The 13,594-nt window shown below is 70.5% G+C and carries 10 protein-coding genes; 4 read left to right on the top strand and 6 right to left on the bottom strand.

What is annotated here, in order from left to right; all coding sequences use genetic code 11:
• Positions 1–311: 311 nt before the first annotated feature.
• Both ACQEVG_RS05115 and ACQEVG_RS05110 read left to right on the top strand, forming a co-directional pair.
• Positions 312–2,054 carry a protein kinase domain-containing protein gene (locus ACQEVG_RS05115; RefSeq protein WP_432977647.1) on the top strand — a complete coding sequence of 581 codons (1,743 nt, stop codon included), beginning with the start codon at positions 312–314 and terminating at the stop codon, positions 2,052–2,054.
• A gap of 920 nt (positions 2,055–2,974) precedes the next feature.
• Positions 2,975–3,340, top strand: coding sequence for a hypothetical protein (locus ACQEVG_RS05110; RefSeq protein ID WP_432977644.1), 366 nt, complete (start codon positions 2,975–2,977; stop codon positions 3,338–3,340).
• Positions 3,341–3,405: 65 nt separating this feature from the next.
• Here the strand turns inward: ACQEVG_RS05110 and mmsA are convergent, their stop codons facing one another.
• From mmsA to iolC, 5 genes are read right to left on the bottom strand one after another with little or no spacing between them, the layout of a single operon-like run.
• Positions 3,406–4,905: a CoA-acylating methylmalonate-semialdehyde dehydrogenase gene (mmsA, locus tag ACQEVG_RS05105; protein ID WP_432977641.1), complete on the bottom strand. Its 1,500-nt coding sequence runs from the start codon at positions 4,903–4,905 to the stop codon at positions 3,406–3,408.
• Positions 4,906–4,916: 11 nt separating this feature from the next.
• Complete coding sequence (gene iolD, locus ACQEVG_RS05100; protein ID WP_432977638.1) at positions 4,917–6,797, bottom strand: 3D-(3,5/4)-trihydroxycyclohexane-1,2-dione acylhydrolase (decyclizing); 1,881 nt, start codon at positions 6,795–6,797, stop codon at positions 4,917–4,919.
• Positions 6,794–7,714: a 5-deoxy-glucuronate isomerase gene (gene iolB, locus ACQEVG_RS05095; RefSeq protein WP_432977635.1), complete on the bottom strand. Its 921-nt coding sequence runs from the start codon at positions 7,712–7,714 to the stop codon at positions 6,794–6,796. Before iolB ends, iolD begins: the two co-directional genes overlap by 4 nt.
• Before the next feature lie 16 nt (positions 7,715–7,730).
• The gene (locus ACQEVG_RS05090) at positions 7,731–8,615 is read right to left on the bottom strand and encodes a Cgl0159 family (beta/alpha)8-fold protein (RefSeq protein WP_432977632.1); all 885 of its coding nucleotides are present in this window, start codon (positions 8,613–8,615) and stop codon (positions 7,731–7,733) included.
• Positions 8,612–9,661 carry a 5-dehydro-2-deoxygluconokinase gene (gene iolC, locus ACQEVG_RS05085; RefSeq protein WP_432977629.1) on the bottom strand — a complete coding sequence of 350 codons (1,050 nt, stop codon included), beginning with the start codon at positions 9,659–9,661 and terminating at the stop codon, positions 8,612–8,614. The genes ACQEVG_RS05090 and iolC overlap by 4 nt, the downstream gene beginning before the upstream one ends.
• A 129-nt stretch (positions 9,662–9,790) precedes the next feature.
• Between iolC and ACQEVG_RS05080 the strand changes: the two genes are divergently transcribed.
• On the top strand, positions 9,791–10,702 hold the full coding sequence (locus ACQEVG_RS05080; protein WP_432977626.1) for a sugar phosphate isomerase/epimerase family protein: 912 nt from the start codon (positions 9,791–9,793) through the stop codon (positions 10,700–10,702).
• 214 nt (positions 10,703–10,916) lie between these two features.
• Positions 10,917–11,117 carry a helix-turn-helix transcriptional regulator gene (locus ACQEVG_RS05075; RefSeq protein ID WP_432977623.1) on the top strand — a complete coding sequence of 67 codons (201 nt, stop codon included), beginning with the start codon at positions 10,917–10,919 and terminating at the stop codon, positions 11,115–11,117.
• Between the two features lie 7 nt (positions 11,118–11,124).
• Here ACQEVG_RS05075 and ACQEVG_RS05070 read toward each other — a convergent pair whose 3' ends face one another.
• Positions 11,125–13,548 carry an MMPL family transporter gene (locus ACQEVG_RS05070; RefSeq protein ID WP_432977620.1) on the bottom strand — a complete coding sequence of 808 codons (2,424 nt, stop codon included), beginning with the start codon at positions 13,546–13,548 and terminating at the stop codon, positions 11,125–11,127.
• Positions 13,549–13,594: the final 46 nt, after the last annotated feature.

The following is a 13,594-nucleotide window of genomic DNA, read 5'->3' as shown; positions in this document are numbered from 1 at the left end:
GACATTCAGGCTCGCGCAACTGCACACGGCCGAAGCCTTGGGGACGGTTCGCCGTTCCCCGTACTGGTGGGGCGGGTGGTCGGCTGAGCCAGGGCGGATCTTCCCCTTGGACGGCGGAAGTTGGCACCCGGCTCTGACATCTGACGCCGGCCGAGACGCACGGCCAGGGACCGCCGTGCCCGCCATGGGCGACAACCCTGATGGGCAGCCACATACCTGCGCACGGCCGCCGCCTTCCCCTCACGCCCCTGCCTCTACCCTTGAGGACTTCGGATTGATGGTTCACGAACAACGACGGAACGGAGCGTGCGGTGACCGCGGGGGAAGCGCATGGCGGAGAGCTGACGGGCAAGGTACTCGGCGGGCGTTACCGGGTGACCTCCGTGATCGGGCGCGGCGGCATGGGAGTGGTCGCCCGGGCGGTGGACGAACTCCTGAACCGAGAGGTCGCCGTCAAGGTCCTGCGGGCTTTCACCGACACCTCCGCAGCCGAACTGGCCGACGTGCGGGCCCGGATGCAGCGGGAAGCACAGGCCGCCGCACGTATCCGGCACAGCGGCGTGGTCACCGTGCACGACGTGACCGAGGAGCAGGGCCTCCCGGTCATCGTCATGGAACTCGTCGACGGACCCTCGCTCGACGACGTGCTGACGGAGCGCGGCACACTGGAGCCGCGCGAAGCCGCCGCGATCGGCGCCAAGCTGATGGACGCACTCGACGCCGCGCACCGGGCCGGCGTACTCCACCGGGACGTCAAGCCGGGAAACGTGCTGATCGAGCACGGCGGCAGGGTCGTGCTCACCGATTTCGGCATCGCCAGCATGGAAGCCTCCGGCGACGACGCCATGGCCAAGCTGACCCAGAGCGGTCAACTCGTTGGTTCCCTCGACTATTTGCCGCCGGAGCGCGCGCAGGGCAGGGAGCCCGGCCCCGCGTCGGACATCTGGTCGCTCGGCATGACGCTCTACGCGGCCGTGGAGGGCACTTCGCCGTTCCGCCGCACGTCCGCGTGGTCCACCCTGTCGGCGATCGTCACCGAGCCCCTGCCGGAGCCCCGCCGGGCGGGACCGCTCACGCCGGTGCTCCAGGCGCTGATGGCGAAGGAGCCGGAGAACCGGCCCACCGCGGAACAGGCGCGCGGCATGCTGGAGCGCATCGCCTCGGGCGGGACGGTGCACCTCGCATCCGGCGCTCCGACGCCGACACCCGCTCCCACGGTGGGTCCCGGGGCTGCGGCCGCCGCACCTGTCCCCGGGTTCGGTCCCCCGCTGTTCCCCCAGCCCGCCCCGCAGCCTGAGCCTCCGCACGCCGGCTACGCGCAGCCCGACCTGCCGCCGCCGCCGCAGAACGGCGCGCCGGTCGCGGGCCACGCCGGAGTCCCCGCTCCCGAGACGAGCCGGACGGCAGCCCGTCGCGCACGGCGCGGCAGCAACCGCACCGTCGTCGCGGCAGCGGCCGCCGTCGTGCTCCTCGCCGCAGGCGCCGGCATCACCTACGCCCTGACGTCCCAACAGGGCGGCACGACCACGGACGGCGCACAGGCGACGCCGCCCGGCGTCGGCTCCCCCATGGACGCCCCCGGGTCGACCGGGGGCAGCACCGCGTCGTCCGCCGGTTCTCCCGGCACGTCCTCGAAGCCGTCGACCTCGGAGGAGCCGGACGGTCACGAGGACGAGGAGCTGGGCCCCACGAAGAAGCCCGGCGTCGAAGGCGACAAGCCGACCGAGAGCCCGTCGGCCTCCCCAGAGACCAAGCCCAGCCCGACGGTGAAGGAGCCCACCCCGGTGTCGACGGCCTGCACCGGCTGGGCCCACGAGAACCGCAGCGACGGCTACGGCTACCTGGCTGAGACGTCCCACCTCTACACCGGGCCGTACGCGGAATGCCAGTACGTGACCGTGGTCAAGACCGGTGTGAAGCTCTACTACCACTGCTACATCACCAACGCCTACGGCAACAAGTGGATCTACGCCCGTATCGATGGGACGAATACCGAAGGCTGGGCCCACAGCACCAAACTCACCAAGGAGAGCGGCACGCTGCCCCGCTGCTAGGCGTTCCCAACCAGCGCTGCATACGGGCGCAAGCCGCCACGGCGGTAGCCCCGCGACGGCCCGGGACCGCTGCAGAGGCGGTCTTTGGCGGCCCGCAGCAGTTGGCTGGACGGGGACGGTTGCTGCAGTTGCGGTACTGCGCTGCTGCAGCCGCGTGCTCAGTGCAGTCGCTCCGCCTGGTCGCCCTCGTAGGGCCCCGAGACTGCCCGACGATGCCGCATCCCCGTGGCTGGCATGATCCCCCTGGAGGGCGGACGTTGTGGAACTGATGGGGTGGCTAGCCGAGCGGGGGTGCTCGGTGGTCTTCAAGGCTGACGGTGAGAGATCACGGGGGCATCGCTGGGATGGTGATCGTCTCCGGTGGTGTCTTGGGCGCGGAGTCGTTCTTCAGGTCAGATGAGGCGTCCGCCGGCGCGTGCCTTGAGGCAACTCTCGCGCACTTGGAAGGCTTGGGGATTTCGCCGTTCGCCTGAGGCCTGAGCTTGGGAATCAGCACGCTTCTTGGCGCTGCTGGTGACCTGACCAGCGGCAACCGGTGCCGGGCGTGCCATGGAGCTGGCACCCGCTGTTGACCGTGGCTGACCGACCTGTCGGGCACGCATCGGGCACGACATACGACTGCTTTGGCCCGAAGCAACTCGGGTGAGGCACTGAACAAAAGCGCCTTCATGGAGAGCCTTCACGGAAGTAAGCGTCGGGCGGGATCGGCGGGCCGCCCGCGACCGCTCTACGGTACAGCTACTACCGTCAACGCCCTCCGCAGCGATCGCTGCGGAGCTGAGGCCGCCGAAGGTGTGGCGGTGGTGGCCGCGGCCAGGTGGTGCAGTGCACGGGATGGTGGTGGTCCCTGGTAACCGATGGCGGCCCTCGGGCAGTTACCCGTAGCATCGCGCCCATGACGATCAAGAACCCTGGGGGTCATGCCGCGTAGGCGGCCCCGGCGTGTGCGTGCCGAGCTCGCGGTGCGGCGCAGATTCCGGAAGAACGAGCTGAATCCGATCCACGGGCTCTCACGGCAGACTCTGTACGAGATCGTCCGGATCGAGGGGACCCGTAACTACCTCTGGCCGGGTGCCGTGGACGAGTCGCTGCGGCAGTGGCGGGGCTTCGTGTACGGGGCGTATCACCGGCTCTACGATCCAGACCATCCCGGCTGCACAGAGTGGTTGTGCTGCGGGGATCCTCTCCGGGCGCGGGAGAATCTCGAAGGCGCGATGCGGGCGCTGCCGCGGCGTGCCGCGCGTGAACTGCGGCTTGTTGTTCTTGAGTTGGACGAAGCGTACTGAGCGGGCCCGGCCCGTACGGATGAGAAGTCCGTACGGAGGAGAAGTCCGTACGGGCCGGGGTGCCGTCAGTGGTTGCGCGGGAAGCCCAGGTCCACGCCGATGTGGCCCTCGGACGGGTCCGGCCAGCGGGTCGTGACGACCTTGCCGCGGGTGTAGAAGTGCACGCCGTCGTTGCCGTAGATGTGGTGGTCGCCGAAGAGCGAGTCCTTCCACCCACCGAAGGAGTGGTAGCCCACCGGGACCGGGATCGGTACGTTCACTCCGACCATGCCCGCCTGGATCTCCAGCTGGAAGCGGCGGGCCGCGCCGCCGTCGCGGGTGAAGACGGCCGTGCCGTTGCCGAACGGCGAGGCGTTGATCAGGGCCACGCCCTCCTCGTAGGTCTCCGCGCGCAGGACGCACAGCACCGGGCCGAAGATCTCGTCGCGGTAGGCGTCCGAGTCGGTGGAGACGCGGTCCAGCAGCGAGAGGCCGATCCAGTGCCCGTCCTCGAAGCCGTTGACCGTGTGGCCCGTGCCGTCCAGGACGACGTCCGCGCCCTGGGCCGCCGCGCCCGTGACGTACGAGGCGACCTTGTCCCGGTGGGCCTTGGTGATCAGCGGGCCCATCTCGGACTCCGGGTCGTTGCCCGGGCCGATCTTGATCTTCTCGGCCCGCTCGCGGATCTTGTCCACCAGCTCGTCGGCGATGGAGCTGACCGCGACGACCGCGGAGATGGCCATGCAGCGCTCGCCCGCGGAGCCGTACGCCGCCGAGACCGCCGCGTCCGCTGCCGCGTCCAGGTCCGCGTCCGGCAGGACCAGCATGTGATTCTTCGCCCCGCCGAGCGCCTGGACGCGCTTGCCGTTGGCGGAGGCGGTGGTGTGGATGTAGCGCGCGATCGGGGTCGAGCCCACGAAGGAGACGGCGGCGACGTCCGGGTGCGCGAGCAGCGCGTCGACCGCGACCTTGTCGCCGTGCACGACATTGAGCACGCCGTCGGGCAGGCCCGCCTCGGCGGCCAGCTCCGCCAGCAGGTTCGCCGCGGACGGGTCCTTCTCGCTCGGCTTCAGTACGAAGGTGTTTCCGCAGGCGATCGCCAGCGGGAACATCCACATCGGGACCATCGCAGGGAAGTTGAACGGTGTGATGCCCGCGACCACGCCGAGCGGCTGGCGGATCGAGGAGACATCGACCCGGTTGGAGACCTGGGTGGACAGCTCGCCCTTGAGCTGGGTGGTGATGCCGCAGGCGAGCTCCACGATCTCCAGACCGCGGGCGACCTCGCCGAGCGCGTCGGAGTGCACCTTGCCGTGCTCGGCGGTGATCAGCTCGGCGATCGCGTCCCGGTTGGCGTCCAGCAGTGCGCGGTAGCGGAAGAGGATCGAGGTGCGCTGCGCGAGCGAGGACGTGCCCCAGGTGGCGTAGGCCTCCTTCGCCGCCGTGACGGCCGCGTCGACCTCCTCCGCCGAAGCCAGCGCGACCTGAGTGGTGACGGCGCCGGTCGCCGGGTCGGTGACCGGGCCCCAGTTGCCGGACGCGCCCTCGACGGTCTTGCCACCGATCCAGTGGTTGACGGTCTTCATTTCGTGCTCCTTCAGAGATGGCGGCGTCGGGCTGCGACTTGCCGGTCGTACTCCTCCCGAGCCTTGACCGCCGACGAGCGGGTCGCGGTCTCGGCCACTGGAACATCCCACCACGCCTGCGCGGGGGGCGCGCCCGACACAGTGTCTGCCGTTTCGGTCTCGACGTAGACACCTGTGGGAACGGTCGCCTCACGCGCCTCAGCGAGCGCTTCACGCAGGTCACGCACCGTCTTGGCGCGAATCACGCGCAGCCCGAGCGCGGCCGCGTTGGCAGCCAGATCGACGGGGAGCGGCGCGCCGATGTATGTGCCGTCGCCTGCCCGGTGGCGGTAGGCGGTGCCGAAGCGCTCGGCGCCCACGGACTCGGAAAGGCCTCCGATGGAGGCATACCCGTGGTTCTGCAGGATGACCACCTTGATGGGGATGTTCTCCTGGACAGCGGTGACGATCTCGGTGGGATTCATCAGATAGGTGCCGTCGCCGACGAGCGCCCAGACGGGACGGCCCGGCGCGGCCATCCCGACGCCGATGGCCGCGGGGATCTCGTATCCCATGCAGGAGTAGCCGTACTCGACGTGGTACTGGTCGGCGCTGCGGGCGCGCCACAGCTTGTGCAGATCACCGGGCAGCGAGCCCGCGGCGTTGATCACGATGTCGTCCCCGGTCACGAGCCCGTCGAGGACGCCGAGCACCTGGGGCTGGGTGGGGCGGGTGTCCGGGTCCTCGGCCTCGTACGCGGCATCGACGCGGTACTCCCAGCGCTCCTTGTCGTCGGCGTACTCCGTCTCGTACGCGGGCTCGACCCGGTGGCGTGGGCCCAGCGCGCGCGTGAGGTCGTCGAGGGCGGCGCGGGCGTCCGCGGCCAGGGAGAGGCCGGCCAGCTTGTGGGCGTCGAAACCGGTGATGTTGATGTTCAGGAACCGGACCGCGGGGTTCTGGAAGAGGGTCGCGGATGCGGTGGTGAAGTCGGACCAGCGAGTGCCGACGCCGATCACCAGATCGGCGGTACGGGCCAGCTCGTCGGCCGTCGCGGTGCCGGTGTGGCCGATGCCGCCGACGTCGCAGCGGTGGTCGTACGGCAGGGAGCCCTTGCCGGCCTGGGTGGAGGCGACCGGGATGCCGGTCGCCTCGGCGAAGGTGCGCAGCGCGTCCTCGGCCTCGCTGTGGTGGACTCCGCCGCCGGCGACGATCAGGGGCCGACGGGCGGCGGTCAGGGCGCGGCAGGCCGCGTCGAGGGCGTCCTGGTCGGGCCGGGGACGGCGTACGTGCCAGACGCGCTCGGCGAAGAAGTCCTCCGGCCAGTCGTACGCCTCGGCCTGCACGTCCTGCGGCAGCGCGAGCGTGACCGCGCCGGTTTCGGCAGGGTCGGCGAGGACGCGCATCGCCTGCAGCGCGGCCGGGATCAGCGCCTCGGGACGGGTGATGCGGTCGAAGTAGCGGGAGACCGGCCGCAGCGCGTCGTTGACCGACACATCGCCCGCGTACGGGACTTCGAGCTGCTGGAGGACCGGATCGGCGGGGCGGGTCGCGAACACGTCGCCGGGCAGCAGGAGCACGGGCAGCCGGTTGATGGTGGCGAGGGCCGCGCCCGTGACGAGGTTGGTGGCGCCGGGGCCGATGGAGGTGGTGACGGCGTGGGCGGAGAGGCGGCGGGACTGGCGGGCGTAGCCGACGGCGGCGTGCACCATGGCCTGTTCGTTGCGGCCCTGGACGTACGGCATGTCGGTGCCGGACTCGAGGAGTGCCTGGCCGATTCCGGCCACATTGCCGTGCCCGAAGATTCCCCAGGTGGCGTTGATCAGGCGGTGGCGGTGGCCGTCGCGTTCGGTGTACTGGCGGGCGAGGAAGGCGACGAGGGCCTGGGCGACGGTGAGTCGGCGCGTACTGCTCATCGGGGGCCTTCCTCGGTTTCGGCTTCGGTCGCGGCTTCAGCTTCAGCTTCGGCTTCGTACAGGGGCAGTCGGGGGTCGACGGGCTGCATCGGCCAGGTGTCGCGGATCCAGCCGTGCTCCGGGTGGTCGCAGATCAGCCACTCACGGGTCGCGCCCGGGCCCGCCATGACATTGAGGTAGTACATGTCGCGGCCGGGCGGGGCGATGGACGGACCGTGCCAGCCGTCGGGGATGAGGACGGCGTCACCGGTGCGGACCTCGGCGAGGACGTCCGTACCGCCGGGCCGGGAGGGCGAGACCCGGTGGTAGCCGACGCCACCGTGGTCGATCTCGAAGTAGTAGATCTCTTCGAGCTCGGACTCGAGGCCGGGGCGGTGCTCGTCGTGCTTGTGCGGCGGGTACGAGGACCAGTTGCCGCCGGGGGTGAGCACCTCCACCGCGATGAGCTTGTCGCAGTCGAAGGTGTCCGCTGCCGCGAAGTTGTTGATCTGTCGCGAACAGCTGCCCGAGCCGCGCAGCTCGACAGGCACCTCCGGCGCGGGGCCGTAGCGAGCGGGGAGTCGTCGCTCGCACTTCGCTCCTGCCAGGGCGAAGCGGCCTCCCGCGCCGGAGGCAATCTGTGCATGGGCGTCTCGGGGTACGTAGGCGAAGTCCGTGACCCCGCTGAACACGCTTTCCCTGCCCTGCAGTTCAAAAAACTCGCCTTGCGTGTGCACCGTGCAGCCACCGCTGAGCGGCAGCACGATCCACTCGCTGTCCCCGGCGGCGAAGGAGTGCGAGGCGCCCGGCGCCAGCTCCAGCACACGCACGCTGGAGTAACCCCAGCGGGCCTGCTCGGGGTCGATCCGGAGGGCGTAGGGCCCCTCGGCCGCACTGCCCGCCGGCAGGTAACGGCCCTTGTCGTCGTGGTCGCTCATGACTTCTCCGTACCCCCTACAGCAGTCCTACGGCCGTATCGACCGCCCCGACAACGTCCCCGTCGACCGGATAGAGCAGCGAGCGTCCCACCACCAGCCCCTGGACTGTGGGCAGTTGCAGCGCACCACGCCATTTCTCGTACGCGCCGTCCTGGTCGTCGCCGACCTCGCCCCCGAGGAGGACCGAGGGGAGGGTCGTGGTCTCCATCACGGCCGCCATGTCGTCGGGGTCGTCGGTGACGGGGACCTTCAGCCAGGTGTACGCGGAGGTACCGGCAAGCCCGGACGCGATGGCTATCGACCGGGTGACTGCTTCGGCGCTGAGATCGTTTCGGAGCTGTCCGTCGATCCGGTGACATATGAACGGCTCGATGAAGACGGGAAGCTGACGCTCCGCCATCTCGTCCACGGCGCGGGCGGTCGCCTGCAGCGTTTCGAGGGAGCCCGGGTCCTGGTAGTCGATGCGGAGCAGCAGTTTGCCCGCGTCGAAGCCGAGCCGGTCGAGGTCCTGGGCGCGGTGGCCGGTGAAGCGGTCGTCCAGCTCGAAGGTGGCGCCCGCGAGGCCGCCGCGGTTCATCGAGCCCATGACGACCTTGTCGTCGAGGGCGCCGAGGAGGAGCAGGTCGTCCAGAATGTCGGCGGTGGCGAGAACACCGTCGACGCCGGGGCGGGAGAGGGCCAGGCAGAGCCGTTCGAGCAGGTCGAGGCGGTTGGCCATGGCGAGGGGGCGGTCGCCGACGGCGAGGGCGCCGCGGGCCGGGTGGTCGGCAGCGATGATCATCAGGCGCCCGCTGTCGCCGATGAGCCGGGGCCGTCTGCGCCGACGGGTGGCGGCCTCGGCGACGGCCTCGGGGTGGCGGGTGCGGATCCCGACGAGCTCGGCGATGTCGACGCGGCTCACGGCGTGGCTCCTGGCGGGACTGGGGCCGGCGGGGGTGTCGGCGGGGTCGAGTGGCGCGCGGGCGCGTCGCCGGGCGGCGAGGTCGGGGAGGGTGGGACCGGGGCGCCGGAGAGGACCTGTTCGACCTCGGCCGCGTACGGCATCGCCGTGGAGCAGGCGAGGCGGCCCGCCACGATGGCCCCGGCAGCGTTGGCGTACCGCATGATGCGCTCCAACTCCCAGCCGGAGAGCAGACCGTGGCAGAGCGCCCCGCCGAACGCGTCGCCCGCGCCGAGCCCGTTGACCACATCGACGGGGACGGGCGGGACCTCGGCCTGCGTGCCGTCCCGGTGGACGGCGAGAACGCCTTTGGGCCCCTGCTTGACGACGGCGAGTTCGACCCCGGCGGCGAGAAGCGCACGGGCCGCCGCGTGCGGCTCGCGCTCACCGGTGGCGATCTCGCACTCCTCGAGATTGCCGACAGCGACGGTCGCGTGCGCCAGTGCCTCGGCGTAGTACGGCCGCGCCTCGTCCGGATCCGTCCAGAACATCGGCCGCCAGTCGAGGTCGAAGACGGTCGTACCGGAGCGGTCCCGGTGGGCAAGCGCCGCGAGCGTCGCCGTACGGCTCGGCTCGGCGCACAGCCCGGTCCCGGTCATCCAGAACACACGCGCCGCGCGGATCTCCGCCAGGTCCAGCTCATCGTCGTGGATGTCCAGGTCGGGGGCCTTTGGCTGCCGGTAGAAGTAGAGCGGGAAGTTGTCCGGCGGGAAGATCTCGCAGAAGGTGACCGGCGTCGGGTAGGCGGCCACCGGCGTCACCCAGCGGTCGTCGACCCCGAACTCCCTCAGTGCCTGGTGGAGATACTCCCCGAAGGCGTCCCGGCCGGTGCGGGTGATCACCGCCGTCCGCCGGCCGAGCCGGGCAGCGCCGACCGCGACGTTGGTGGCCGAGCCGCCGAGGAACTTCCCGAACGTGTCGACCTGCGCCAACGGGACCCCGGTCCGCAGCGGATAGAGGTCCACCCCGATCCGGCCCATCGTGATCACGTCGTACGGCTGAGGCATGCGCGTCCCTTCGGTTCGACGCCGGCTGTGCTCAGGTCTAGTGGTCCTCCATGAACCCTGTCAACATTTTGTCCTTACATTCGGACGAAGCCTTGACACCCTTCTCCGGCGGCCGGAAAGCTGCTCGGCATGACCTCCACCGTCCCCTCCCTGAACCGCATCCGGGTCGGCTCGGCCCCCGACTCCTGGGGGGTGTGGTTCCCCGACGACCCTCAGCAGGTCCCCTGGCAGCGCTTCCTCGACGAGGTCGCCGAGGCCGGCTACGAGTGGATCGAGCTCGGCCCGTACGGCTATCTCCCGAGCGACGCCGCCCGTCTCACCGAGGAGACGGCCCGGCGCGGGCTCAAGGTCTCGGCCGGGACCGTCTTCACCGGACTGCACCATGGACCGGCCGTGTGGGGGAAGACCTGGGCGCATGTCTCCGACATCGCGGCGCTCACCCAGGCCATGGGCGCGGAGCATCTCGTCGTCATCCCCTCCTTCTGGCGCGACGACAAGACCGGGCAGGTGCTGGAGGACCGCACCCTGACCCCCGCGCAATGGCGCGATCTCACCCGCCAGACCGAGCGGCTGGGCCGCGAGGTACGTGAACGGTACGGACTGAGGATCGTGGTCCATCCGCACGCGGACACCCATATCGACAGCGAGGAGAACGTCAGCCGCTTCCTCGACGCCACGGACCCCGAACTGGTCTCGCTCTGTCTGGACACCGGGCACTACGCCTACTGCGGCGGCGACAGCGTCAAGCTGATCGAGACCTACGGGGAGCGGATCGGCTACCTCCACCTCAAGCAGGTGGACCCGGAGATCCTCGCCGAAGTGGTCGCGGACGAGGTGCCGTTCGGGCCGGCCGTCGGCAAGGGCGTGATGTGCGAGCCGCCGGCCGGGGTGCCCGCACTGGAGCCCGTACTGGCGGCGGCGCAGGCGCTGGACGTCGAACTCTTCGCCATCGTCGAGCAGGACATGTACCCCTGCCCGCCGGACAAACCCTTCCCGATCGCCCAGCGAACCCGCCGTTTCCTGCGCTCTTGCGGCGCGTGACGCTATCGGGCCAGCTCCGTCGTGGTTGTCCCCTCCTCGTCACGCATGTCTCCATTACGCGGGTCTTCTGTCACAGCCGATCGACAGCCCGCCCCTCCACCTCAGCGCATTCGTTCAACGGGCACAGGCTCAGTGATCGCCAGCGTCTGCGCTGCAGCTCCCCCGACGGTCCCCCCGGCCGCCGCTGTTGCGCACGCAGGGAGGTGCCACACCCATGACGGACAGAAGACTCTGGTCCTACAAGGAGATCGCCGCGCACATCCGGGTGCAGCCGGACACGGTTCGCTCCTACCGCAAGCACGGCCTTCTCCCGCCGCCCGACCATGTGGAGACCGGCAAGCCGTACTGGTACGAGGACACGATCCGTGTCTGGGTGGCCAATCGCCCCGGGAACAGGGGCGCCCGCCGGGAGTGAGGCCGTATCACGTCCTGACCGTGTCCCGTGCCGCGTCCGGGTCCTGCTCGATGTCGGGCTCGGTCTCCGGGCCCGGCACGGCGTCGCGGTCGGGGTCGGGGTCGGGGTCGGGATCAAGGTCGAGGTCGAGGTCGAGGTCGGGCGTCGATCCCGGCTCCTGATCCGGGTGCGGCACGGTCTGCGGTATCTCCCCCTCACTCAGGCCGAACCGCTCATGGAACCGGCGCAGCGGCCCCGGCGCCCACCAGGTCGAGGCGCCCATCAGCTTCATCACCGAGGGGACGAGCAGACTGCGGACCACCATGGCGTCCATCAGCACGGCCAGCGCGATTCCCAGGCCGAGCATCTTGGTGTTGGTCACCCGTGAGGTGCCGATGCCCACCATCACGACAGCGAGGATCACGGCCGCCGCGGTGATCAGGCCTCCGGTGCGCTGAAGGCCGAACCTCACTGCGTGCTCATGATCGTGGGTGCGGTCGTACTCCTCCTTGATACGGGAGAGCAGGAAGACGCCGTAGTCCATGGACAGCCCGAAGGCGATGCAGAACATCAGCACGGGCAGCGTCGTCTCGATGTCCCCGGTGGAGGTGAAGGAGAGCAGCCCGGAGAGGTGCCCGTCCTGGAAGACCCAGACCACCGCGCCGAACATCGCCGTCAGGCTGAGGGCGTTGAGCACGACCGCCTGGATGGGGATGAGCACACTGCCGGTGAGCAGGAAGACCAGCAGCAGCGTCACTATGGCGATGATCCCCAGCGCCAGTGGCAGCCGGTCGGCGATGGCGGCCTTGGAGTCCTCCAGCACTGCGGCCCGGCCGGTCACCGAGGTGTCGAACGGGGCCGGTACGTGGCGCAGTTCATGCACGAGCCGCTGGGCCTCCTCGCCCACCGCCTCGCCCTTGGGCTGCACCGTGAGGTAGGCGGATCCGCCCGAGGTGACGGGCCCGTCCACCCGCAGCACACCCGGGAGGGCGGCGATCTTGTCGCGGTACTCGGCGTACTCGGCGGGGGTCGTCGCGGACCCGGAACCGGTGCCCTCGGCGAAGACTTCGAGGCCGCCGGCGGGGCTGCCGGGGAAGCCGTCCCGTATCTGCTGCTGAACCACATGGACCTCGGCGGTCGACGGCAGCTGACGGTCGTCGGGGGTGCCGAACTTCACGCCCAGGAAGGGCAGTCCGAGCAGCACAAGACCGGTCACGGTGGCGAACGCGAACAGGGGGGCGCGGCGCATCACCAGCCCGGCGAGCCGTGCCCACCCGGCTCCGGCCGTCTCCTGGTCCGCTGCCGCTCGCTGGTCCGCGGCCGCTTTCCGGTCCGCGGCCGGCGCCTTGTCCGTACCGGCCTCGCCGGACGATGTGCCGTCGCGCCTGCCAGGCTTGAAAAGGCGGCGCAGATCCAGCGCATTGACCCGGTGCCCAAGCAGCATCAGGGCGGCCGGAAGCAGCACCAGCGCGGCTCCCGCCGCCAGAAGGACCACCGCGATCCCGGCGTAGGCGAAGGACCGCAGGAAGTACTGCGGGAAGACCAGCATCGCGGCCAGCGACACGGCCACGGTCAGCGCGGAGAACAGCACCGTGCGACCCGCGGTACGCAGAGTGATGCCGATCGCCTCCCGCACCTCGGCCCCGGCGGCCAGCTCCTCGCGGAATCGGCGCACGATGAACAGGGCGTAGTCAATGGCGAGTCCGAGGCCCAGGGCCGTGGTGAGGTTCTGTGCGAAGACCGAGACATCGGCGAACTCGGTGATGCCCCGCAGGACGGCGTTCGTCCCCAGGATGGCGACGATGCCGACGCCCAGCGGGAGCAGTGCCGCGATCGCGCTGCCGAAGACCATGACCAGCAGCACCAGCGTCACCGGCAGGGCGATCAGCTCGGCTCGCAGCAGGTCTTCCTGGATGGTCGTGGTCATCTCGTGCTGCAGGGCGACGGGGCCGCCGATCGAGACCTGCACCGGGCCGTGCGCCCCGCGGAAGTCCGGCGCTATCCGCTCCAGCACCTCGGAGGTGGCTTTCTCGTCGCCCTCTATCCGCGCGGCGATCAGTGCCTGATGCCCGTCGCCGGCGCGCAGCGCGGGTGAGCGGGTCCCCCAGTACGAGCCGACGCCCGTGACGTCCTTCTCGGCGGCGAGCCGCTCCCCGAGCCGCCGTCCCTCGGCGGCCACTGCCGGGTCGTCCACGCTCGCCCGCCCGCTGTCCACGAGCAGCAGCAGATTCGGCTGGGAGGCCGGGAACTCCCGCTCCAGCGCCTTCGTCGCATACGTCGACTCGGCGGCCGGGTCCTGCCAGCCGCCGCTCCCCATGCGCTCGGCGACCCCGCTTCCGGCGAACACGGCGAGTGCGGTGAGCACCAGCGCGGCCAGCAGCGAGAGCCGCGGCCGCGCCGTGACGAAGCGGGTCCATCCCCCGACCGGCGGTGGGCTGTTGACTTCGGACATGGTGCGGTGTCCCCTTCACCGTGGCTCATGCGCAGGCTTCCCGGCA

The organism is Streptomyces sp. CA-135486, assembly GCF_050936555.1.
GTDB lineage: Bacteria > Actinomycetota > Actinomycetes > Streptomycetales > Streptomycetaceae > Streptomyces.
The sequence above is the reverse complement of the archived record's forward strand: the minus strand, read 5'-3'. Positions and strand labels throughout refer to the sequence as shown.